Origin of the sequence: Amycolatopsis sp. NPDC058278, assembly GCF_042881395.1 — a bacterium.
GTDB lineage: Bacteria > Actinomycetota > Actinomycetes > Mycobacteriales > Pseudonocardiaceae > Amycolatopsis.
Window position 1 is genome coordinate 16707 of record NZ_JBHVXZ010000043.1, and the last position, 22998, is coordinate 39704.

Below are 22998 nucleotides of genomic sequence, written 5' to 3' on the forward strand. Positions count from 1 at the left end.
GGTATGGAAGGTCAGGACGCGGGACGTGAGCTGAGCACCGCCGTGGTGGCGTTCCACGAGGCGGTGGGTGCGAGCCTGGGCGTGACGGCGGTGGATCAGCGCGCCCTCGCCGTGATCGCGGGGGCCGGGTCGGTGTCGGCGGGCGACCTGGCCAAGGAGATCGGCTTGACCCCGGGCGCGGTGACCGGCGTGGTCGACCGGCTCGAACGCGCGGGCCTGGCCCGTCGCGCCCCGGATCCCGCCGACCGCCGCCGGCTCGTGATCACGGCGGCGCCCGGAGCGTTCGGGAAGGTGTTCGCCGGCCTCGACGTGGCGATGGCGAAGCTGATGGCCCGCTATTCCCCGGCCGAGCAGGCGGTGATCGGGGACTGGGTGGCGAACACGGTCGACGTCCTGCGCGAGCAAACCCGGCTGCTCACGAAGCGGTAGTCACCGCCAGCGAGACAGCCACCACCAGCACCACAACCACCACTTTTCGAACCGCGCCAGGTACTTCTCCGGCCTCAGGCCGTGATGCCACAGGAACAGCAGGACCGTGGCGCCGGCGCCGAGCAGGGTCAGCAGGCTGCCGGCCACGATCGGCCCGGTGTGCCTGTCACCGTCGTCGAGTTCCGCTCGCCGTTCGTCCGGCCACACCCGGATCTGCACCCGGCGCCCCGGGACGAGCACCCGCCCCTTGTAGTGGTCGAAGGTCTCCGTCCTCGTCACTCCGTCGGGTCCGGTGTACTCGATGTCCGCGGTCAGGTGCTCCCGGCTCCCTGTTGCGACGACCCGTCCGGGGAAGAGCCCTGCCGACCGGTTCACGTCCGCGGCCATGGAGACGCCGGTCCACACCACCGCGAGCCCGCCGACCAGCACCAGCAGGGGAAGCCACAGCAAGGCCGCCTCGGGCAGCCAGGACTTCGACGACGTCATGCCTTCAGCACGCCAGGATGGCCGCCGCGGTTGCCCGGGGCTCAGAAGCCGACGGCCGTCGCCTCGGCGAGCCCCAGCGTCTCATCAGGGACTCCCTGCGAAAACCTTCCCGTTACATCTTGACGCGGCCGACGTGATCGTTCAGAGTCCAATGGTGCGTTCAGTCACACCGCCGTCGGCTACCTGACACCTATACCCCCTCAGATTTCTGCTCGGATCGTCCCCGAAAATGTTAGCGCTAACACCAAGCTATACGTGCGCGGGTGATCGGACCCGCACCGATGCGGAACCCTCCTGAAAGGACAGATGCTCATGTCGGTTGGGTCGGGGCGGACCGCGAGGTGGCGCCGTCGGTGGCGGTCGAGTTTGGCTGCTGCGATAGCTGTCGTGATCGCAGGTGGGCTGCTCATGGGGGTCCCCACGTCGGCGGCGGCCGCCACTGTGGACACCGCCGCCTGGTACGTGCTGGTGAACCGCAACAGTGGCAAGGCCATCGACGTTTTCAACTCCTCCACCGCCGACGGCGCCGACGTCGTCCAGTGGACCTGCACCAACGGCAACAACCAGCAGTTCCAGTTCGTGGATTCCGGCGGCGGTTACTACCGGATCAAGGCGCGGCACTCGGGCAAGGTGATCGACGTGTCCAGCTGGTCGACGGCCGACGGCGCGGCTATCCACCAGTGGACCGACGGCAACGGCGCCAACCAGCAGTTCCGGCTGGCTGACTCCGACAGCGGCTACGTCCGGCTGATCAACCGCAACAGCGGCAAGGCGGTCGAGGTGCAGAACGCGGCGACCAACGACGGTGGCAACGTCGTGCAGTACAGCGACTGGGGCGGCAGCAACCAGCAGTGGCAACTCATCCGCGTCGACGGGGGCACCGGCACCTGCGCTCTGCCGACGACGTACCGCTGGTCATCGACCGGTCCGCTGGCAACCCCGAAGGCGGGGTGGGCCTCGCTCAAGGACTTCACCAGCGTCGTCTACAACGGACAGCACGTCGTCTACGCCACGACGCACGACACCGTCGCCGGTCAGAATGGGCGCTGGGGATTGATGAGCTTCAGCCCCTTCACGAACTGGTCCGACATGGCCACCGCCACCCAGAACACGATTCCCTTCGACGGCTTCGCGCCGACGCTGTTCTACTTCGCCCCGAAGAACATCTGGGTGCTCGCCTACATGGGCGGTTGGCCAAACGTTTTCTCCTACCGCACCTCGAGCGACCCCACCAACCCCAACGGCTGGTCCGCGCAGGAGGAGCTGTTCTCGGGCACCCTCCCGATCGGGGGTCCCCTCGACGTGACCCTGATCGGCGACGACACGAACATGTACATGTTCTTCGCCAACGACAAGGGCAACATCTACCGGTCCAGCATGCCCATCAGGAACTTCCCGAGCAGCTTCGGTTCGTCGTACACGGAGGTCATGCACGACGCGGAGGCCAACCTGTTCGAGGCGCCGGAGGTCTACAAGGTCCAGGGCCAGAACCAGTACCTCATGATCGTCGAGGCGGAGGACTGGCGCGGCCGCTTCTTCCGTTCGTTCACCGCCACCAGCCTGGACGGCACGTGGACACCGCAGGCCGACACCCAGAGCAACCCCTTCGCCGGCAAGGCCAACAGCGGCGCCACGTGGACCAACGACATCAGCCACGGCGACCTGGTGCGCACCAACCCCGACCAGACCAAGACCATCGACCCGTGCAACCTGCAGTTCCTCTACCAGGGGCGCGACCCCGGCACCGACGGCATGGACTACGGCATCCTGCCGTACCGGCCGGGCGTGCTGACACTGCAGCGTTAGTGTTCTGCGCCCGCAATTCGTTGGCCACACTTCACTCCGACCGGGTCCAGCTGGATCCGGTCGGAGTGAAGTGCATCGGCCCGAAGATCGGCGAGACCATTGTCGGCCGGTTTCAACGCGCTTCTCGACGGTGACGTCGAAATCGTCGCCGTGAACCCGGACGTGGTGGTCGCCGATTCCGCGCTGGCGGAAAGCGTCGAAGGTCTGCCGGTCGGGTTGGATGCACCGCTGGCGGATCGTGTCGTCCTGCTGGTTCCCGAGTGCCCTCCTCGTGCCTGATCCAGGAGGCGGTGGAGGCGGGCGTTCGCGGTTTCGTGGTCAGGGACGGCCCGATCGACGAAATACTCCGCGCCATCCGGGCGGTGCACGCCGGGCGGCCGTGGTTCGACTCGTCCGTCGCCCACCGGCTGCTCCGGTTGATCGCCGACTGGCGGCAGGGTGGCGGCTGGTCGGCCTTCAAGGTTCCTGGCCGTGGCCGGGCTGTCCGTCGTGGCCGCCGGTGACAACGTGTGGTCGATGCGGGTCTGGCACAACTGACCGCCGCCGGGCTCACCGCGGCGGGGCCCCGAGCGCCTCGGCCACCGCCGACCGCACCGCGGTCGACTTGGTGACGGTGCCGGCGGCCATGCCGTCGGCGGGTTCGGTCAGCGTGCTCCGCTCACCGCGGAACCGGCCGGTCAGCGGGTCGACGAACAGCTCCTCCCGCCGGCCGGGCGGTTCCAGCACAAAGGCGGCGGCAGGCTCGCCGCGGACGTCGGCGCTCTCCCGGACGAACGTCACCCCCGGGGCGAGCAGCAGGGCGCCGTACAGCGCGGCTCGCAGGTCCGGGGGCACCAGTCCGCTGCGGAGCACGTCGGCCGCGTAGGTGAACGGGCCGTGGTAGCCGCTTCGCTCCGGGCTGTCCCGCCGCAGCCGTTCGTAGAGCAGCCGCGGGTCGCGGGTGACTCCGGCCAGGAACTCGGTGTTCGGCGTCTGCCACGAGCCGGGCACCGGTCCCCGGCCAGGTAGGCGTACCGCTTCCCGGGGCCGCCGAACATCGCCGTCCACCAGGCGTGGGTGCCGACGTACCGGTACTGGTCCGGGCCGAGCGGCTCGTCGGTCGTCTCCGGAAGTTCGTGGGTCCTTGCCGCTCGCTGAACACCAGCATGTCCTAAATGGACTCCAGCCGCCGGCCGCTGCTCCGCTGTGCCCGTCAAGGTCAGAACCTTCGGCTACTGGGAGGGTGCGGGAAGAGCGGCAATGAACGTCGCGGGTACAGCACGCGGACGGCGGGGGCCCCAGCGACTGCTGGCGAACAGGACAACGTTCGAGCGGCCCAAGCCACCGACCCACGCAGGTTGCCCGCGGTCGAAGGCCGAAAGCGGAGGGTGGTGCCACAAGCTGGCACCACCTCGCAGCCGAGCACCACCGCCGTCGCGGTATTGGACGACGTAGTCGAGCTTTCTACCCGGATCCGCCCCCGCGCGAGAGAAAGCCGCGAGGCAACCTCCCGGTTCCACCACGATCACCGCCGTGACCGTCGCAGCTCGCCAGCCGGTGCGGCGGACCGACTCGTAGCGCATCCACCATAATACCGCCCCCGGTGTGAAACACAACGACACCGCAATCAGACAGAAAACGAAGATACCTGTCTCGGTATTCCCAGGAGCATCACTGTCATCAATGCCGTATAAAAAAAGCAAGAATAAAAGAGCTGGCATCCAAACCAGGCCGCACGCCGTCGTCCGCAGTGCCACGGCCCCCACGCGCGCCAGTTCGCGAGCCAACTCCGCCCGGCTCAGCCCCCAGGAGTCCCCACGATCACTCCGCGGCCCGTTGTCCCGCTCCATCGCCCCAGCATACGGGCACTAACAGGCTGATTGCGCCGTCACCTGGCCACCTTCCGCCGACGCATTCTTTCGTCACCCGCGGGTCTGTCAAACAAGCGGCTCTGTCCATGATTGCGTGATCGCCGCAACGAGAACTGCCCGGCCGCGACGGGTGGTCAGCCCGCGGGTGGGACGGCCACCACCTTGCCGTGGATCTCTCCCGCGGCGGCCTGCTGGTGGATCGCGGGCAGCTCGCTCAGCGGCACGCGCCGTGCGATCTCGACGTGGAGGTCGCCGCTGTCGATGAGGGCGACGAGGTGGGAGAGCACGTCGGCGTCGGGGTGGACGAAGACCGTGGCCGCGCGCACGTTTCGCTCCTTGTCCTCGGGCGTTGTCACGGTCGGTGTCGTGGAGACGACCACTCCGCCGTCGCGGACCCGGGTGGCGAGGGCGGCGAACCCGTCCGGGCTGACCGGGGCCAGGTTGAGCAGCACATCGACGGGCTCGGTCACCGCATCGAGCACGGAGGTGGCGGTGTGGTCGATGATCTCGTCCGCGCCGGCCGCCTTCACGGTTTCGCTGCTGCGCGGGCTCGCGGTGGCGATGACGTACGCACCTGCGCGCTTGGCCAGCTGCACGGCGTACCCGCCCACCGGACCGCCGGCACCGTTGATCAGCACCCGCTGACCGGCCTTGAGTTCGCCGGCCTCGAAGAGTGCTTGTGAGGCGGTGAGCCCGACCGACGGCAGCCCGGCAGCATCGGCAAGCGGGATGCGCACCGGAGCCTTCACCAGTGCGCTGGCCGGGGCGACGACGTACTGCGCTGCCGAGCCGTCAGCGGTCATGGGGATGAACCCGACGACGTTCTCGCCCACCGTGAGACCGTCCACCCCGTCGCCGAGGGTGTCGATCGTGCCGGAGACGTCGTAGCCCGGAACGTGCGGCAGCGTCACCGGAATCGGCAGGAAGCCGGCGCGGATGCCGCCATCGGCCGGGTTGAACGCCGACCCGGCGACCTGGACGAGCACCTCACCCGCGCCGGGGACCGGCCGGTCGGCGTCTTCGTAGCGCAGAACCTCCGGGCCGCCTGTTTCGTGGAACCGTACTGCCTTCATGGTGTCTTCCCCTTCGGCGATGTGCTTCGAAGTCGAAGCAACTGGGGCCACCGTAGCACCGCTTCGAATCAGAAGCAAGTGCTTCAAGTTGGAAGCACTGAAAGGCTCGAGGCATGCCCATCACCGGGCAGGGACGTGCCGTGCTCGCGGAGGTCGTCCCCGGTCACCGCGCTGTCCTCGACGATCTGCTGTTCGCCCCGCCGTCCTGCTCGGCGGAGCCGCGACAGCGCACGAATCCGGCTGGGACGGCAGTGGACCGCTGGTCCGTCAGTCGGCTGACTGCCGGCGGGTTCTCCTACGCTGCTTCCAGCTCGGCAAGCCGATCCCGGATGGCGTCCGCTTCCGGATCGCTCAGCCGCACCAGGATCCGCAGTGCCTCCTCGAGGGCTTCTCGCTCGGCAGTCCGGTCGCCGATGACGCGTTGGATATCCGCGATCAGCCGATGAGTCCGGACCTGCCAGAAGAAGCTGCCGTGGCGGCGCCGATTCTGCAACGCTTCGGCATAGGAATTGAGGGCGAGGTCGGGCAGTTCCAGTTCGGCGTACACGCGTCCCAGGCATTCGAGGGTGTGGGCTTCGCCGTCAGGTTCCGTCCGAAGTGTGCGGAACTGGTCCAGCGCCCGGCGGATGAGGGCGAGGGCCTGGTCCGGCTCGCCGAACTCCAGGTGCCACCAGCCGAGGTTGCCCGTTGCCTTCGCCAGCCACACCCGGCGTCCGCACCCTTCCGCAAGGTCAAGGCTCCGCCGTGCCAGTTCGAGCCCCTCGTCGCGGTGTCCCCGGACTACCGCGATGTAACTGAGGGCGTAGCAGGTGTGGGCTTGTCCGGCGCGATCGCCGGAGTTCTCGAAGTACGCCAACGCCGGGCGGAGCTGTTCGACGGCTTCCTCGAATTGCCCGAGGCGGATGTGTGCCCGGCCGAGCAGGCGCTGCGTCATCGCGATGGCCCAGCCGTCGCCCGTACTCAGTGCGGCGAGCAATGCCGATCGCTGCGACTGCAGGAGGTCGAGCCGGTGTCCTAGCCGGTCGAGATAGGTGACGAGGGTCGTGGCCAACCGCCACACGTAGGAGTCCGGAATCCCGTTCTGCATCGATGTCGTGGCGAGGATGCCGGCACGTTCGGCGTCCAGCCACGCCAGCGCCTCCCCGGAACTCGTGAACCGCTCGGCGAGCTCGGGGGCGCGTGGCGGCGCGAGCGGTAACGAGTCCCACGGCGAGCCCAGGTGTTCGTTCGCCGCGCAGGCCGCGTGCAGGTAGTAATCGGCCAAGCCCACGAGAGCGGCTTCGCCGGCCTTCGCGGCCACCGCAGTCAGCTCTCGGGCGTATCGCCGAAGGAGGTCGTGCATGCGGTACCGGTCGGGGGACAGTTTCTCGACGAGGTGTGCGCGTACCAGCTCGGTCAACGCGAGGCAGGTCGCCGCGAGGTCGACGCCGGACAACGCGGCGGCCGAACGTGAGGTGAAGTCCGCCCCCGGGTGCAGGCTCGTCATCCGGAAGACCGCCGCCGCCGTGGGCGTCAACGCCCGGTACGACCAGGAGAACACCGCCCTCACTCCCAGTCCTGGTTCACCGGTTTCCAGCCCGTCCAAGCACGAAGGATGCGCGCACAGCTGCTCGGACAACGCACTCAGCGACAACCTCTCCTCAGCGAGTCTCCCCCCGAGGATTGCGACGGCCAGCGGTAACCGGTCGGCGTAGTCGATGAACCGCGCGACCGCCGCGGGCTCGGCGGCCGTGCGCTCGGCGCCGACCATGCGGGTGAGCATGTCACTTGCCTCATCCCACGACAGAGGTTCGAGCGCCACCCGCCGTGCACCGAACCGGGCCACGAGGTTCGTGAGGAGGCGGCGGCTGGTCACCACGACCCGGCACGCCGAGCCGCCTGGCAGCAGTGGCTCGACCTGCCGGCTGTCACTGGCGTTGTCCAGGACGACGAGCAACCGCCGACCCGCGGTGAGGCTGCGGAACAGGGCACTCTGTCTCGGCAGGTCGCCCGGCCAGGAATCGGGGCTGAGGCCGAGAGCGTCGACGAAGCCGCGAAGTGCCTCGCCGGGCAACATCGGCGACGCCGACGGGTCGGCTCCGCGGAGATCGACGTAAAGCTGCCCGTCGGGGAAGTGCTCGGACCGCAAAAGTGCCCAGTGAAAGGTCAACGCGGATTTACCGACCCCGGGCATGCCGTTGACGACGCAGGAATGAACTCCACCGTCGCCGGTATCCAGCAGTCCGTCCAAGGCGCCGAGCTCGCCGCTGCGCCCGACGAAGTGATCAGCACGCGGCGGAATCTGCCGGGGAACCATTTCACAGGACGGCGCGGCTTGGTGCAGATATATGTCCCCGTTGACCGCCCGAGTCTGCACGACCGCGCCGGCAACCACGCCATCGACTCGGTTGCCGCCCCGGGACTCGCTCACGGCGGTCGATACTAGCGGCGGTGGTGACCGCTGGATGCCTCCGTTCGGGCGCACCTGCTCCCGGGCAAAACGCCGCCTTTGCGGCAGGAAAAACCATACGGCATCCGAGTGGCCTGAATGGACGACCCGTCAACGGCGCTTTAGCGTGTTCCATATCGAATCATTGCCGGAAATTTCCCCTCCCCGCGAAGGTCTGCACGTGATCGCGTTCGCCAGTTCGGTGTGGACGGCGAGGTCGGTCTTGATGATTCGTCGCGTGGGCACCCTTGGTGTAGATCAACTCCGCGGCGTGCTCGACGATGCGGGCTCGGGTCGACATTAATGGGCGGGCAAGCCCAAAACAGCCAGATGCACGGAGGCACCCATGAAGGCAATCGTCGCGACGGCCCAGGCCGCGGAAGCAGCCGGGATCACCCTCGCGGACCGGCCCGAGCCGACACCGGCGATCAACGACGTCGTCGTTGAAGTCCGTGCGTCGGGCTTCGTCCCGGCCGGGTGGGAGTGGCCCTCGACGTGGGTCGACCGCTCCGGGCACGATCGAGCCCCGGCGATCATCGGCCACGAGTTCGCCGGCGTGGTCTCCTCGCTCGGCTACGGCACGACGGGTCTCTCGCTGGGCCAGCGGGTGTTCGGGATCACCGACTGGCACCGCGACGGCACCCTGGCCGAGTCCGCGGCCGTGGAGGCACGCAACCTGGCGCCGCTGCCGGGCAACGTGGACTTCACGGTGGGGGCGAGCCTGCCGATCTCCGGCCTGACCGCGTGGCAGGGCCTGTTCCAGCACGGTCGTGTCCGGGCGGGGCAGAGCGTCCTCGCCCACGGCGCCGCCGGCGCGGTCGGGTCGGTGGTGACGCAGCTGGCCCGGGAGTTCGGCGCCTACGTCATCGGCACCGGGCGGGCGTCGGACCGCCAGGCGGCGCTCGATTTCGGCGCGAACGAGTTCCTCGACCTCGACCACGACGACCTCGGCGACATCGGCGGGGTCGACCTGGTCTTCGACGTCATCGGTGGCGACATCCAACGGCGCTCGGCGAGCATCATCCGGCCCGGCGGGACGCTGGTGTCGGTGGTCGGGCCCGTCGAGGCTCGCCCGGTCGACAGTCTCGCGATCGACTTCGTCGTCGAGTCCGTTCCGGGCCAGCTGGTGGAGATCGTCGACCGGGTGCGGGACGGGCGCCTCCGCACGCACATCGGCACCGTCGCGACCCTCGACGACGCCGTCCCCGCACTGAACCCGACCGAGCGACGCAAGGGCAAGACCGTCATCCGCGTGCGTCCCTGACCGGGAGCCCGAACCCGCTGGTCGGCGACGAGTTGCCGGCGCCGCTTTCCGGCCGGGTCGACCACCGGACTGTCGGTTCTGGGCGGCGGAGCGCACAATGGTGGCCGCGGCCGAGAACATGGCCGGTGCCGAGCCGGACCGGATCGGCGCCACCGGGCGGGGCGGCGCCATGCTGCGCCGGCACGGGGAAGTGCCAGTTGACGAGGGTCTTCTTCCGGCGCCTCGATGAGCTGTTCCCGGACGGGCACCAGCGCGGACTGCCGGGGGAGCTCACCCGCGGCGCCGTCGAGTGGCTGCCGAACTCGCGGCTGCCGCCCGATCCGGGCTCCGCCGGGGCGGATCGCCCCGGAAACGGCAAGGAGGCGGACCTGTGACCGAAGGAACCGGCCGGGTGGCGTTGGTGACCGGGGCCAGCAGCGGGATCGGCGCGGCGACGGCGCGGCTGCTCGCCGCGCGCGGAATGCGGGTGGTGGTCGACTACCTGCACAGCAGCCAGGCCGCCGAGGAGGTCGTGGCCGGGATCCAGGCGGCGGGTGGCCAGGCGATGGCCGTCCAGGCCGACGTGCGCGACGCGGCGGCGGTCCGGACCATGGTCGATCGCGTCGCGGCGGCCTGGGGCGACATCGACGTCCTGGTGCACAATGCCCTGACGCCGTACGCGATCAAGCCGTTCCGGGACATGACGTGGGAAGAACTGGGCGGCAAACTCGACGACGAGATGCGGGCCGCGTTCGTGGTGACCAAAGCCGTCGTGCCGACCATGACCGGACAGGGCTGGGGACGGCTGATCTACCTCGGCACCGGCCTGAGCCGCCAGCCTCGCGCGGACATGATCGCCCTCGGCACGGCGAAGGCCGCGCTGACGCAGTTCGCCCGGTACCTCGCCCAGGAACTGGGGCCCGCGGGCATCACGGTCAACGTCGTCGAGCCCGGCCCGGTGGCCGAAACCCGGATCTCGCGCGTCCTCGACGAGGAGCAGAAGCGGCGGCAGATCGCCGCGACCCCGCTGGGTCGCCTGGCCCGCCCGGAGGACGTCGCCCGCGTGGTGGCCTTCTACGCCGGCGAGGACAGCGCCCACATGACGGGCACCACCGCCCCGGTCAACGGCGGAATGTCGATGTACTGAGGAGAAACGCTCATGCACACCGTCGATCTCGCCTACGTCGGGCGGGGCCTGCACGAGGAGCTCGTCGCCTACATCGCCGACCAAGAGGACTTCTACGCCGCCGAAGGGGTCCACGTCGCCCTGCGCGACGGCTGCGACTGGAGCGAGGAGCGGCTCCGCCGCGGCGCCACCATCGGGCTCGGCCGCGTGCTGCTGTCCCGGCTGACCGGTGGCACCCCGTGGGTCGCCCTCACCGTCAACACCCACGCCCCGCTGTTCTGGTTCCTCGCCCGCGCCGACCTGACCGACCTGACCGACCTGGCCGGCCGGCGGCTCGCGGTGCACGCGCCCCGCACGGCGCCGGGGTGCTTCGCGCGCATCGTGCTGCGCCGGGCGGGCCTCGATCCCGATCGCGACGTCGAGTGCGTGGTCCGGGCGCCCGGCGACTACGGCATGGATCTGCGTCACCTGCGCGACGGATCCATCGACGCCGCCTTCGTCGGCAGCACCATGGCGCCGGAGGCGGTCGCCGCCGAGCAGGGCTGGCGGGTCCTGGCCTGGGTGGGCGACCACTTCCGGATCCCGACCGTGGGCGTGGCCGTCGACCCGACCCACCTGCGGCCCGACGACCCCGGCGTCCAGGCGGTCGTCCGCGCCCACCGCCGCGCCCTGCGGGTGCTCCACGACGACCCCGGCACCACGGTGCGCTACATCCAGTCGTTCCTCGGCGGGCACACCGCCGCCGAAGCCCGGGCCCACTACGAGGCGTTCATCGCCCCGCACTTCACCACCGACGGCCACGTCGACTTCGCCGTCGCCCACGCCGCTATCACCGCGGTCGCCACCGAACTCGCGGTTCCCGCCACCCTTGCCGGGACCGAGTTCTACCGCACCACGACCACTGCGGCCGGCTCGAGCCGGTCCTCGACGCCGGGCGGGTGACGTGCCGGCCCACACTTACAGTTCGGCACCGAGCGCGTCGAAGAGGCCGTCCCGGGTCACTCCGAGTTCGGCCAGCATCCTCGTGTCCGCGTCGCTGTCCAGGTCGATCCGGTCGGGTAGCCGCGCGGCCAGGGACTCGGCTCGGTCGGGCCCGTAGGCACGGCGGAGTACCCGGAGTGCTTCGGCCTTCGTGAGAACGGTCATCGGGCCTCGTTTCGGGACGGTGTCGTGGAGTGTCCGCGGTGTGGCCCTGCTGGCCGCCACCGGCCAAGACCATGCAACTCTACGACCTGGCACGGCTCGCGTGAACCGCCCGAGCGCTGCCGCGCCCGGCACCGGATGACTCGCGAGGAAACCGATCCGCCACGCAATCGCCGGCTGGCCCACGCAGCTGACCTGCGGCGACAGGCGCGTTCGAGGGGCAGGGCATGATCGCCGGCCATGGCGCTGCGTCCGCTCCACCAATCTTCCTCCGGCTGCCGGGTCTGCTCACGGGCGCTGAAGGGCGCCTTCATCGCATGTGATGAGAAGAAGGGGCCCTTCAGCGACGCTCAATGCTCCTCGGACGCCGCGTCGTAGGCGGGTGGGGCGTAGGTGTGCGTGGGCCGGAGCCGGACGATCAGCCTCTGCGCGCCGGGTTCGGGCGGCACGGTCGCGCCGCCCATGTGCAGGTCGTACATCACCTGGTGGAAGGCGCCGTCCGGGTCGTCGGTCAGTTCGACGACGCCGGAGATGGCGGCGTAGGTGAACTCCCCTCCGTCCGCGGGCAAGCCGTGGACCAGCAGGCTCACCCGCGGATCCCGCTGCATGTTGCGGGTCTTGCGGCGACCCGCGATCGTGCTGAACAGCAGGTCGTCGCCGTCGGGCTTCACGAAGATCACCGAGGCCTGGGGTGAGCCGTCCGGGTTGGTGGTCGAGAGGACCGACAGGTGGGGCCCGGAGAGGATCCGGGCGGCGGTCTGCCGCGCCGCCGCAGGTGGACGGCCGTTCAGCAGGGGATCGACGAAGGAGTGTTCGGTCATGCACATATTGACTCGGCCGCCACCGGAAAAGAATCGGCCGGACCGCGATTCTTTTCGGCGGGAGGGCGGGTCGACATGCGATGGGCCATGCGTGACGCGAGGATCGACCAGTTCGAGGCGGCGACCGCGCCCTACCGGAGGGAGCTGTTCGCCCGCTGCTACCGGATGCCCGGCTCGATCGGCGATGCCGAAGACCTCGTCCAGGCTTCTACCCGGGCTGGGACCACCGCCGAGAGACCCCTACGCCTCGACCCGAATGGCCGCACAGCCGCTCATAGGCCCATTACTGCAGCGTGATCGACCCGCAGCGGTGTGGGCGACGTCCACGACGACCACACGTAGGTCACTACGGGTGAAGGCGGGCCTGCGCGGAACTTGCGCCGGTGAGGGAACCACGGAAGGGGCGGCAGCGTCGGTACGCGGGGAGCACGCAGGGGGTGCGATGGCGGGCTTGCCGGACATCGAACGGATGGTTGACGACTGGGAGCGGGACGCGGCGGCGAAGTCGCAGAGCTACCAGGCAATGCAGGCGGAGGTGGAGCAGATCTCGCTCACCGGGACGGTGGCGGGGGCGCGGTGAGCGTCACGGTCGGGCACAACGGTTTGCCGACCGCGATCGGGATGACTGACGGTGTTCGCTCGATGAGCCCGGACGAGATCGCGGCGAACGTGATGAAGGCGATCCGCAAGGCCCAGTCGCTGTACCCGGACAAGATGCGCGAGATCCTCGCCGAGACCGTCGGCGACGACGACACGGCCCGGCACCTCGCGGAGACCGCCGAGCGGAACTTCCCGGACGCGCCGGAGGAAGAGCCGGAGCCGCCGCTGCCGCCGGAGTCGCACCGCCGGCTGTACGAGACGGACGAAGAGGACTCCGCGCCGCCGCCCGTGCCCAAGCCGCCGGCCGCGCCGCGTCGTCCCGCGCGGCCGCGGTTCTGCGGCGGGCCGGGCGGGGCGTACACGAGGGACGAGTGGACGTCGATCTCGGACATCGGGAAGACGTTCGACGGAGTCGAGCTGACCCGCGAGGAGTACGAGCGGGTCGAGGGGCTGTACCTGGAAGCCGTGCGCACCGGGCTCGAGGCGGCGGGCGTCGAGCGGCTGCGGGTGTGCGGGCTCGAGGACCACGGCGACGCCCCTGATTCGCTCACGGAGGGGCGCTGGCTCACGCTGTCCGAGGCGATGGAGATTTGCCGGGCGCTGCTGCGCGAGGCCGGGTTCTGGTGCCGCTTGGAGGACGGCGACCGGGCCTACGTCCACGTCGGGTACGACTTCTACCTCTACCTGGGGACGCCGGTCGATGTCGGGGCCGCGCTCGCGCCGTTCGAGAAGGCGGGACTGTTCGTCGAAGCGGGATTCCCCTCGCCGTATGCTGAGTAGCGGCTTGCTGTGGGGCGAATTGTCTTGAGTTCAAATCGAGAGTCGCCAGCTTGGCCGGTGCGCTCGGTCAGCCGGTGACACTGCTCGGCGGTGGAACCATCCGTCCACGAAATCGCCCTTGTCCTGGACTGGCAGTTGACGGTGCAGTGACCGGATTCCCCGCAACCGGCGGGTGAAGTCCGCAGGCACCCGACTGCCTCGGGTATCACGCAGCAGCAGGGCGCGGGCGAGCGGAACGGCCGTGGCCCAGGTGGCGAGACCCGCCCAGGGCGCCACAGGTCGCGTGGTCGGACAGCGGGGTTGTGGTCTCCTGCGAGAATACTCCACTTTGTACTGTTTCTTGGTTGGACGTCGTGCGGGATGCCGCGGGTGAGGGTGATCCGCAGCTGCGGCTTTCTCTCGTCGACCCGCTCCTGGGTGCGTGCCCGGCCCGTCGGACAGGTGCTGTCGACCACACAAAAGGTAAAGGTAAATTAATGTACGCGAATCACGTGTTTTGAATCCGTCGAGAAAACTTCACTCCAACGGCTGATTGGCGCAGCGTCGAGGCACGTTAGATTTTGTCTGCGGCTCCGGATTCCCGGGCAAAGCTGACTTGAGCGCCTCTTGCAGGCTGCCTGGGGGAAGGTTCCTATGCCCGGTTTGTTCGTCGGCGCGCGCAAAAGATCCGTTACCTTGCTTTCGCTCCGATTTGCCCGAGTTCTCACCCTTTTCTTGAGCGTGGTCGCCCTGACGGCCGGCGTGGTTTCGCCCGTGCAGGCAATGGCGTCGGCCGCCGCGAGGCCTGGTCCCGCCGCGGCGGCGAAACCGGCCGACTTCGGTTCGAACGCCGCGAACTCCGCGGACATCGCCGTCGACGGATGGGGGGACGCGCAGGGCTACCACCTCGAAGTCGGCCGGGAGAGCAGCGGGTTCGCCTGGCGTGAAGTCGCGCTGCTCCATCCCGCCGGTTTCGACGACTCCTCCTGGACCGGCTACCAATGCCTTTCCGGCGACGGCCGGTTCGCCGCGCTGGCGATCCTGCCCGCTTCGGCGGTGAACATCCAAGACGCCCGCGACCACGGCGCCTTCGCCTACTCCGTCGACCTCGCCTCCGGCACGGTGCACGCTCTCGCCGGCGGTGTCGGCCTGAAGTACTACTCGCCCGGCTGTGGGGCCGGGGACGTCGCCGTGTTCACCGTCGCGATCGACCAGAAGACCAAGCTGCTGAACGCGGACCTCGCAGCGGGGAAGATCACCGGCTCGGTCACCGCGTCCGGGCAGATCACCTCGGCCGTGCCCACCCGGACCGGCATCGTCGGTGCTGCGGGCAACCGTCTGGTTTCCGTGCCCGCGATGGGTAGCCCGGCCGTCATCGCATCCGTCGCCGGTGCGGTGTACGACGTTCGCCCCTCGGCCGACGGCGGCGTGAGCTTCCTGCACACCGCACCCGGCACCAAGGTCGCGACCGCGGCCCACGAGCACGCCGGTGCCGTCACGACCCTCGGCACCGGTGACCTCACCCGCGTGCAGCTGTCCCAGGGCCGCGCCGGGCACGCCATCCTTTCCGGCGCCACACCGGCGGCCGATCCGGGGGTGCTGGCCGCGGCCGGCATCACGGCGGTCGGGGACACCGGTCTCGCCCGCGGGGCCTCGGCGGCATCGCTCGACGGTGACGCGCTGCTCGGGCCGGACGCCGACGGGCAGAAAACCACATCCGCCGTGCTGGCGACGAAGACGGGCAAAGTCTTCTCGCCGGCCGTCCCGCCGAGCTCCGGCCGGGCCGCCACGGCGGTGCCCACGTACTCGGCGGCTCCGGGAAGCACGGCGCAGTCACCGCACGCGGACCGCCTGAGCCCGAAAGCCGACGCAGCTCCGGCGGCCGGAGCCGCGCCGAACACCACACAGGCGCAGTCGCCGAAGTGCGCAGTGCCGCCGCTGAACGCCAACCGCCAGGTCATGCAGCCGAATCCGGCGCAGGTCAACTGGGCGGTGCAGCTGGCCGAGCAGGGCCTGCTGACCGGCAGCGCGTACACGCGCCCGGCGAACTTCGCGAACATGGGACTCGTCGGGTACGCACCCAACAGCGACTTCCCGCTGATCCCGCTCTCGCACCCGGCCGGGGGCACGAACACCGTGCCGCGGTCGATCTTCGAGGGCATCATGGCCCAGGAATCGAACTGGTCCCAGGCTTCCTGGCACGCGCCGGCCGGCACCGCGGGCGACCCGCTGATCGCCAGTTACTACGGCGCCGGCGGCGACATCGTCTCGATCAACTACGCCGCTTCCGACTGCGGCTACGGGATCAGCCAGGTCACCGACGGCATGCACATCGGCGACCACTCCCTCTCCGAGCACGGCCAGTGGAAGGTCGCGGTCGACTACCAGGAGAACATCGCCGCGGGCCTGCAGATCCTGGAGAGCACCTGGAACCAGCTCTACGCGGACGGCATCACGGCGAACAACGCTGACCCGCGGTACCTGGAGAACTGGTACTTCGCGGCCTGGGCGTACAACTCCGGCATCCAGCCGAACGCGGCCAACGGCAACACCACCGGCTGCACCCCCGGCCCGTCCTGCACCGGCCCGCACGGCACCTGGGGCCTGGGCTGGACCAACAACCCGGCCAACCTCGACTACCCGCCCAACCGCGACCCGTACCTGCAGGACACCTACGCCGACGCGGCCCACCCGGCGAGCTGGCCGTACCAGGAACGCGTGCTCGGCTGGACGGCGAGCCCGCTGATCCGCTACGGCAGCCCGGCCTACCCGAAGCCGACCTACAACGGCGGCCGGCACTGGGTGCAGCCCGCGCCGTACACCGCGATGTGCTCCCCGGCGGCCAACCAGTGCGACCCCAACGCCACCAACACGTCCAACCCCGGCGCCAGCCACTGCATGCTCGACGACTTCCAGTGCTGGTGGCACAACCCGGTGACCTGGATCCCCACCTGCGCCACGACGTGCGCGACGAGCCCGTACGCGGTGTCGGGCGGGTCCGAACCGGCGAACCCCTCGCAGAACCCGCCGACGTGCAGCCAGGACACCTCGAAGGTGCCCAGCGGGTCGATCATCGTCGACGACGAGCCGAATCGGCTCAACCTGCAGGGCTGCGGATCGGCGAACTGGTCGGACAACGGCACGTTCACCTACACCTACGGCACCGACTCGGCCGGTGATCCGATCGGCGCGATCGACACCCACCAGCTCGGCACCGGCCTCGGCGGCCGCGTCCTGTTCACCCACACCGAGAACGGCTCGAACCCGGCGCTCATCAACACCGGCGTGTGGACCCCGAACCTGCCGTCGCTGCAGTACTACAAGGTCAAACTGCACCTGCCCGGCCTCGGCGCCCAGGCGACCAACGTCGTCTACAACATCAACCCCGGCGGCGGGGTCTCCCCGTGGAAGATCCGGGTCAACCAGGCGTGGAACTCCGAGCAGTGGGTCACCATCGGCACGTTCGCCATGCAGAACGGCGGCAACGTCACCCTGACCAACAACGGCAGTTCGGTCGACCAGGGCGGGTTCGGCTACTCCGACTTCGACGTGGCCTTCGACGCCGTCGCGTTCGTGCCGCAGGGCGGTACGCCGGGCCAGCCGATCGGCGGCCCGGTGGGCGTCATCGACGCCCCACGAGGATCCAACCCGGCGTTCATCGCCTGTGGCTGCGCGCGACGGACCGCGGGTGACCCGGTCGACACGTCCACCGGCTACTTCGGCCAGGAGTTCACCGACCTGACGACACCGGGTCGCGGCATGCCGCTCAGCTTCACCCGCAGCTACGCCGAGGGCATCGCCGATCCCAACGGCCCCAACGGATCTCTCGCCGTCGACGGGCCCTTCGGCCGCGGCTGGACGGACTCGTACAACCTCAACGCGACCACGGCCGCGAACGGCAACGTGACGATCACGCAGGAGGACGGCTCCCAGGTCGCCTTCGTCGACTCGTCCGGTACGTACACGACGGCCGTCCCGCGCTTCGACGCCGTGCTGGCGAAGAGCGGCTCCAGCTACGTCTACACCAGGCGCGGCAAGGAGATCTTCACCTTCGACGCCGCCGGTGGCCGGCTCACCGCGGAGACGGACCTCGCCGGCAGCAAGGCGAATCCGCCGTACCAGACCAGCCTGGCCTACGACGGCGGCGGCCACCTGTCGACCGTCACCGACCCGGCCGGCCGCAAGTACACGCTGACCTGGACCGGTGGTCATGTCACCGGTCTGGCCGACACCGCCGGACGCACGGTCTCGTATTCCTACGACACCAACGGCGACCTCACCGACGTCATCGACGTGGGCGGCGGGCATTCCCAGTACAGCTACAACTCCGCGCACCTGATGACCGCCATGCGCTCGCCCGGGAACTACGGTGGTGCGGCGGGCGCGGTCACGTCGATGGTCTACGACAGCGCCGAGCGCGTCACCGGCCAGACCGACCCGAACGGCCACACCACCACCTTCGGCTACCAGTCCGGGGGCCAGGTGCTGGTCACCGACCCGGCCGGCCACCAGACACTGGACACCTACCAGAACGGCCTGCTGGTCTCGGAGACCAAGGGCTACGGCACGGCCGACGCGGGCACCAGCAGCTACACCTACGACCCGGTGACGCTGGGCGTGACCACGGCCACCGACCCCGACGGCAAGACCCGGACGTTCACCTACGACGACCACGGCAACAAGACGTCGGCGTCGAACGGGCTCGGGTCCACCACCAACTTCGCCTACGACACCAATGACGACCTGGTCGAGACGATCGACCCCAACGGCGTCGCCACGGTCACCACCTACGACCCGAACACGCTGCAGCCGGCCTCCACCACCGTTACCCAGGCCAACAACGTCGTCGAGTCCACCACCGGCAACTTCGGGCCCGCGCCGACCCGCACCGCGCAGTCGTTCTTCGACGACGCAGCGCACCCGGCCGACCTGACCCGGTCCGTGGACGCCAACGGCAAGACCACGACCTTGACCTACGACGCCTTCGGTGACCAGGCGACCGTCACCGACCCGGCCGGCGACAAGACCCAGTACGGCTACAACACCGCCACCGGCTGGACGACCTCGGTCACGCAGGCGAGCGGCAAGACCACCACCTTCGACCGGGACCGGTTCGGCTCGGTCACCAAGACCACCGACCCGCTCGGGCACGTGACCTCGGCGACCTATGACGCCGACGGGAACAAGACGTCCACAACGGACGGCAACGGCCGGGTCACCGGCTACGCCTACGACCCGGCCGGCCAGCTGGTGAAGGTCACCCAGGCCGACAACACCACGCAGGTCGCCGACTACAACCCCGACGGCACCGTTTCCGGCTTCACCGACGGCCTCGGCGGCAAGACCGGCTACGGCTACGACGGCCAGGGGCGCCGCACCGTGCGCACCGACCCCGACAACCGGGCCAGCACAACGCATCTGGACGCGGCAGGCCGGATCTCCTCGGTGACCGACGCCGCCGGTCGCAGTACCGGCTTCGGCTACGACGACGCCGGCCGGCCCACCTCGGAGACCTTCTCCGACGGCGTGACGCCGAACATCGGGTACACCTATGACCAGGCCGGGCAGCGGCTGTCCATGACCGACGGCACCGGTAAGTCGACCTGGGCGTACGACACCTTCGGCGAGATCGTGGCGCAGACGCAGGGCTCCGGCGCGAGCGTGTCGTTCGGCTACGACAGTGCGGGCAACCAGACGTCGATCACCTATCCCGGCCACACCACGCCGGTGGCCCGGACGTTCGACGACGCCGAGCGGCTGAAGACCGTCACCGACTGGAACGGCAACACGACCACCTTCGGCTACAGCCCGGACGGCCAGGTCGCGAGCACCGCCTACCCGGACGGCGTCACCGTCACGAACTCCTATGACGACAACGACCTGCTGACCGGGACCACGGCCGGTCCGGCACTGTCGGCGAGCTACGGGCGGGACCCGGCCGGCCAGGCCTCGTCCCGCACGGTCTCAGGGGTGACGCAGAACTTCGGCTACTCACCGCGGGAGCAGCTCACCTCGGCCGGGTCGACCGGGTTCGCCTACGACGCCGCCAACAACCCGGTCACCGTCGGCGGGACGACCCAGACCTTCGACGCGGCCGGCCAGCTCACCGGCGACACGTTCGACGTGCTGGGGGAGCGGACCAAGGCCGGTACCACGACGTACGGCTACAACCAGGCCGGCCAGCTCACGTCGTACACCGGGGCGAACTCCGCCGCCTACGCCTACAACGGCGACGGGATGCGGACCAGCAAGACCGTCGGTGGCGCCACGACGACCTTCGTGTGGGACAGCGCCCCGACGCAGAATCTCCTGTCCGACGGCGTGAACAGCTACCTGTACGGGCCGGGTGGGCTGCCCATCGAGCAGATCGGCGCCGCGAGTTTCTGGTTCGTGCACGACCAGGTCGGCTCCACCATCGGGCTGCTCGACTCGGCCGGCGCGGTGGCCGCGACCTACTCCTACAGTCCGTACGGAACGGTCACGGCGACCGGCAGCGTCGCCACCCCGCTGCGCTACACCGGCCAGTACACCGACGCCGAGTCGGGTCTGGTGTACCTGCGAGCCCGCTACTACGACCCCGCGACGGCGCTGTTCCTGACGCTGGATCCGATGGTCGACACCACCCGGGCGCCGTACGCCTACGCCGGCGACAACCCGGTCAACTACACCGACCCCACCGGCAAGTGCAGCTTCTGGAGCTGCCTCGGCGAGGGGTTGATGGTCGCCGGCATCGCCGCGGCGGCGGTCGGCTGCGCCGTGCTGGAGCCGTGCGGTGGCCTGGCGCTGGCCGGGGCCGGGGCCGTGTCGGCGGGCGCGGGCATGACCATGTTCGGGATCGGTGCGGTGTCGGCGGCGGCGGGCGCGGCGATGGTGACCTCCGGCGGTTCCGGGCCGCACTGGGACTTCGATGATTCGGGTGACGGAGACGCCGGTCCGTCCAAACAGCAGCAGTCACAGGACCACGCGCATCAGCCGGAAAACATGGACCACGTGTTCCGGCCGAAGCGCAACGACCACAAGCTGGGGCCGTTGGTCGACAGCTGCGGCAGCGAGGACCAGGCGATGACCGACATGATCGACAGCATCGGTGACGTGCCGGACGGCATCTACGGCAAGGGAAACGAGATCGAGCGTATGGTGAACGGACACTTGGTGCACATCAGGGGCAGGATGATGGACGGCGTCTTCAAGATCTCAACGGCTTACACCCCATGACCTCGGGTGAACGGGAAGCGGCCCGGCTGGAAGACCTCCTCCGGGCCGACCCCGCGAACACCTCGGCGGCACTGGACCTGGCGCAGCTGTCGTTGTTGCCGCTGCGGGACGACGAGGAGGCGGACCGGCTCGCGCTGGACGTGCTGGCCCGCGAGCCCGGCCACCCGCGCGCTGTGCTGCTGCACAGCTACGTCTGCCTGCACTACTGGCTCCTCGACGAGAACATCGCCGAGGCGGCGGCCATGCTTGCCGAGGTGATCGACCGAGGCGAGGAGCTGGGTGCGGCGCCGATGCTGCTCGACCAGGCACGCCGCCGGCTGGACCCGAAGCTGCCGCCCGACATCGCCCTGCTGCGGCTCTCGGTGTCGGCGGAGCCGGCTTGGGTGTTGAACCACCAGAGGCTGGCCTGGGCACTGCACGCGGCCGGAGACGACGCCGGCGCACGCCGGGAGTACGAAACGGCGACGGCGAGCGTCTTGGACGCGAGCGTCGAACTGGACCCCGTGACGGAGTCGTTCCACGACTGCTTCACCGGTCGCACGGTCACTGTGGATTGGCTGATCAAGGATCGCGAGCGCGTGTTGGGGCGGTGAACCGTTCGGAGGAACAACTCGGCAAGCCACCGATAGCCGAAGAGTTTGCCCCCATCAGCGCGGTACGAGCTGCGTCGCGAGGACCGTCGCGTTCACGAGGGAGCACGGAGTTGCGTGCGGCCGCGATAGGGTGGTTCATGCCCCTGAGCAGGTACGAAGTCAGAGCTTCGATCGCCGTGTCCGACATTTACCGGGCGGTCGCGTTCTACGAAGGCAAGCTCGGCCTGCGGGCGCTGCAGTCCGGCCCCAGCGCCCATGTCGCCGACGGCAGTCGAACCTACGGATCCGGTGGCGGACCGGCCCTGAACGTGTACCAGTCCGCTACTGCCGGGAAGAGCCCGGCCACACTGGCGACCTGGTACGTCGACGACCTCGACAAGATCGTTGACGAACTCACCTCGACCGGCGTCGAGTTCACCCGCTATGACCAGCTCGAACACGACGCGAAGGGCATCACTGCCCGGGCCGGCGGTGGCCGTATCGCTTGGTTCCAGGACCCGGACGGCAACACCTTCGCCATCGAAGCCGACGTCTGAGAGGGCATGACCTCTGGCCGACCCCATCGGGGCCGAGCCTCCGGCAAGCACACCAATCGCCCTGTGGGCAAGCTCGTCGCCCCGGTGATGGAGGGCCCTTGATCGTGTCGCGGGCACGAACAACTACCGATCGGCGTCTCAGACACACTGCCGACAACCTCGTAGCCGACGGCGGTGTAGAACGCCGGCAACCGTTCGAGATCGGTCACACGTAGTCCGATGGGCACGGATTTCATTCGCCGTACCTCCATCGCGCGCTGAACCTGCTGATCCGCACCGCCCACCAGGCGGAAGACGCCAATCCCGGCTGACCGAGGTGCTCGTGGCCGGCCTCGCCGCGGTCTGAACGGCCGCGGACAACCTGCAGCAGCGGCCGGGACCGGCTACAGGCGTTGCGGGGTGCGCATTTTCGTCAGCAACGCGAGCAAGGTGTCCTGTTCCTGCGCGTCGAGACCGGCGAACAGCCCGGAGGCGTGCAGCCGCGTTCTGAGCGCCTCCCACAGTTCGTGCCCGTGTTCGGTGAGGGCCAGGGTGCGCTTGCGGCCGTCGGCGGGATGAGGCTGACGGGAGACGAGTCCCATGCTCTGCAGTTTGTCGGCGGCGAGACTCACCGTGGAAGGGTCGCAGTGCAGGCGGGCTGCCACCTCCCGCATCGTCGGCGGCTCGGTTCCCGGGGCCAGCGCCCACAGCGTGCCGGCGACGGACGCCGGGACCCCGAACTCGCCGAGCACCTGGGCCACGACCGCGTCGGCGGCGTTCCCCACCTCCACGAGGACACGGACGATCTCGGCTTTGCGCTCGACGGCCGCAGGGCGGGTCGTCGGTGCGGTCGCGTCACGGCTCACGGTCACGAACCCATGATACCCTCCCAATATCAATGAGAAACTCAA

The 22998-nt window shown here is 69.4% G+C and carries 18 protein-coding genes; 11 read left to right on the forward strand and 7 right to left on the reverse strand.

The window, feature by feature from the left end; all coding sequences use genetic code 11:
• Nucleotides 1-3: 3 nt before the first annotated feature.
• Nucleotides 4-429, forward strand: coding sequence for a MarR family winged helix-turn-helix transcriptional regulator (locus ACFVYA_RS22850; RefSeq protein ID WP_387047709.1), 426 nt, complete (start codon nucleotides 4-6; stop codon nucleotides 427-429).
• On the opposite strand, the gene ACFVYA_RS22855 is transcribed toward ACFVYA_RS22850, so the two are convergent.
• The gene (locus ACFVYA_RS22855; protein ID WP_387047710.1) at nucleotides 430-915 is read right to left on the reverse strand and encodes a hypothetical protein; all 486 of its coding nucleotides are present in this window, start codon (nucleotides 913-915) and stop codon (nucleotides 430-432) included.
• A 408-nt stretch (nucleotides 916-1323) separates the two neighbouring features.
• On the opposite strand from ACFVYA_RS22855, the gene ACFVYA_RS22860 reads away from it, so the two are divergent.
• Nucleotides 1324-2721, forward strand: coding sequence for a non-reducing end alpha-L-arabinofuranosidase family hydrolase (locus ACFVYA_RS22860; RefSeq protein ID WP_387047712.1), 1398 nt, complete (start codon nucleotides 1324-1326; stop codon nucleotides 2719-2721).
• A gap of 99 nt (nucleotides 2722-2820) precedes the next feature.
• Complete coding sequence (locus ACFVYA_RS22865; protein ID WP_387047713.1) at nucleotides 2821-3000, forward strand: hypothetical protein; 180 nt, start codon at nucleotides 2821-2823, stop codon at nucleotides 2998-3000.
• A gap of 270 nt (nucleotides 3001-3270) precedes the next feature.
• Here the strand turns inward: ACFVYA_RS22865 and ACFVYA_RS22870 are convergent, their stop codons facing one another.
• From ACFVYA_RS22870 to ACFVYA_RS22880, 3 genes are all read right to left on the reverse strand, one after another.
• Nucleotides 3271-3711, reverse strand: coding sequence for a hypothetical protein (locus ACFVYA_RS22870; RefSeq protein WP_387047714.1), 441 nt, complete (start codon nucleotides 3709-3711; stop codon nucleotides 3271-3273).
• A gap of 994 nt (nucleotides 3712-4705) precedes the next feature.
• Nucleotides 4706-5644 (reverse strand): NADP-dependent oxidoreductase, encoded by a 939-nt coding sequence (locus tag ACFVYA_RS22875; RefSeq protein ID WP_387047715.1) that lies wholly within the window; start codon nucleotides 5642-5644, stop codon nucleotides 4706-4708.
• A gap of 295 nt (nucleotides 5645-5939) precedes the next feature.
• Nucleotides 5940-8054 (reverse strand): tetratricopeptide repeat protein, encoded by a 2115-nt coding sequence (locus ACFVYA_RS22880; protein ID WP_387047717.1) that lies wholly within the window; start codon nucleotides 8052-8054, stop codon nucleotides 5940-5942.
• 364 nt (nucleotides 8055-8418) lie between these two features.
• On the opposite strand from ACFVYA_RS22880, the gene ACFVYA_RS22885 reads away from it, so the two are divergent.
• The 4 genes from ACFVYA_RS22885 (at nucleotide 8419) to ACFVYA_RS22900 (ending at nucleotide 11383) form a co-directional block, all read left to right on the forward strand.
• Nucleotides 8419-9336: an NADP-dependent oxidoreductase gene (locus tag ACFVYA_RS22885; protein WP_387047718.1), complete on the forward strand. Its 918-nt coding sequence runs from the start codon at nucleotides 8419-8421 to the stop codon at nucleotides 9334-9336.
• A 197-nt stretch (nucleotides 9337-9533) separates the two neighbouring features.
• Nucleotides 9534-9710 carry a hypothetical protein gene (locus ACFVYA_RS22890; protein ID WP_387047720.1) on the forward strand — a complete coding sequence of 59 codons (177 nt, stop codon included), beginning with the start codon at nucleotides 9534-9536 and terminating at the stop codon, nucleotides 9708-9710.
• On the forward strand, nucleotides 9707-10462 hold the full coding sequence (locus ACFVYA_RS22895; RefSeq protein ID WP_387047722.1) for an SDR family NAD(P)-dependent oxidoreductase: 756 nt from the start codon (nucleotides 9707-9709) through the stop codon (nucleotides 10460-10462). Before ACFVYA_RS22890 ends, ACFVYA_RS22895 begins: the two co-directional genes overlap by 4 nt.
• A gap of 12 nt (nucleotides 10463-10474) precedes the next feature.
• Nucleotides 10475-11383: an ABC transporter substrate-binding protein gene (locus ACFVYA_RS22900; RefSeq protein WP_387047724.1), complete on the forward strand. Its 909-nt coding sequence runs from the start codon at nucleotides 10475-10477 to the stop codon at nucleotides 11381-11383.
• Nucleotides 11384-11398: 15 nt separating this feature from the next.
• Here ACFVYA_RS22900 and ACFVYA_RS22905 read toward each other — a convergent pair whose 3' ends face one another.
• Together ACFVYA_RS22905 and ACFVYA_RS22910 are read right to left on the reverse strand one after the other, a co-directional pair.
• A complete protein-coding gene (locus ACFVYA_RS22905; RefSeq protein ID WP_285990832.1) occupies nucleotides 11399-11587 on the reverse strand; it encodes a hypothetical protein in 189 nt (62 codons plus the stop codon).
• A 347-nt stretch (nucleotides 11588-11934) separates the two neighbouring features.
• A complete protein-coding gene (locus ACFVYA_RS22910; RefSeq protein ID WP_387047726.1) occupies nucleotides 11935-12405 on the reverse strand; it encodes a PPOX class F420-dependent oxidoreductase in 471 nt (156 codons plus the stop codon).
• 621 nt (nucleotides 12406-13026) lie between these two features.
• Here ACFVYA_RS22910 and ACFVYA_RS22915 point away from each other — a divergent pair.
• From ACFVYA_RS22915 to ACFVYA_RS22930, 4 genes are all read left to right on the forward strand, one after another.
• Complete coding sequence (locus ACFVYA_RS22915) at nucleotides 13027-13785, forward strand: hypothetical protein (RefSeq protein WP_387047728.1); 759 nt, start codon at nucleotides 13027-13029, stop codon at nucleotides 13783-13785.
• A gap of 720 nt (nucleotides 13786-14505) precedes the next feature.
• Entirely contained in the window at nucleotides 14506-20979 is a 6474-nt protein-coding gene (locus tag ACFVYA_RS22920; protein ID WP_387047791.1) for an RHS repeat-associated core domain-containing protein, read from the forward strand.
• Complete coding sequence (locus ACFVYA_RS22925) at nucleotides 20976-21572, forward strand: hypothetical protein (RefSeq protein WP_387047730.1); 597 nt, start codon at nucleotides 20976-20978, stop codon at nucleotides 21570-21572. The genes ACFVYA_RS22920 and ACFVYA_RS22925 overlap by 4 nt, the downstream gene beginning before the upstream one ends.
• A 137-nt stretch (nucleotides 21573-21709) precedes the next feature.
• Entirely contained in the window at nucleotides 21710-22108 is a 399-nt protein-coding gene (locus ACFVYA_RS22930; RefSeq protein WP_387047732.1) for a VOC family protein, read from the forward strand.
• A gap of 383 nt (nucleotides 22109-22491) precedes the next feature.
• Here the strand turns inward: ACFVYA_RS22930 and ACFVYA_RS22935 are convergent, their stop codons facing one another.
• Nucleotides 22492-22959, reverse strand: a complete 468-nt coding sequence (locus ACFVYA_RS22935) for a MarR family winged helix-turn-helix transcriptional regulator (RefSeq protein ID WP_387047733.1) — start codon at nucleotides 22957-22959, stop codon at nucleotides 22492-22494.
• Between the last annotated feature and the right edge of the window lie 39 nt (nucleotides 22960-22998).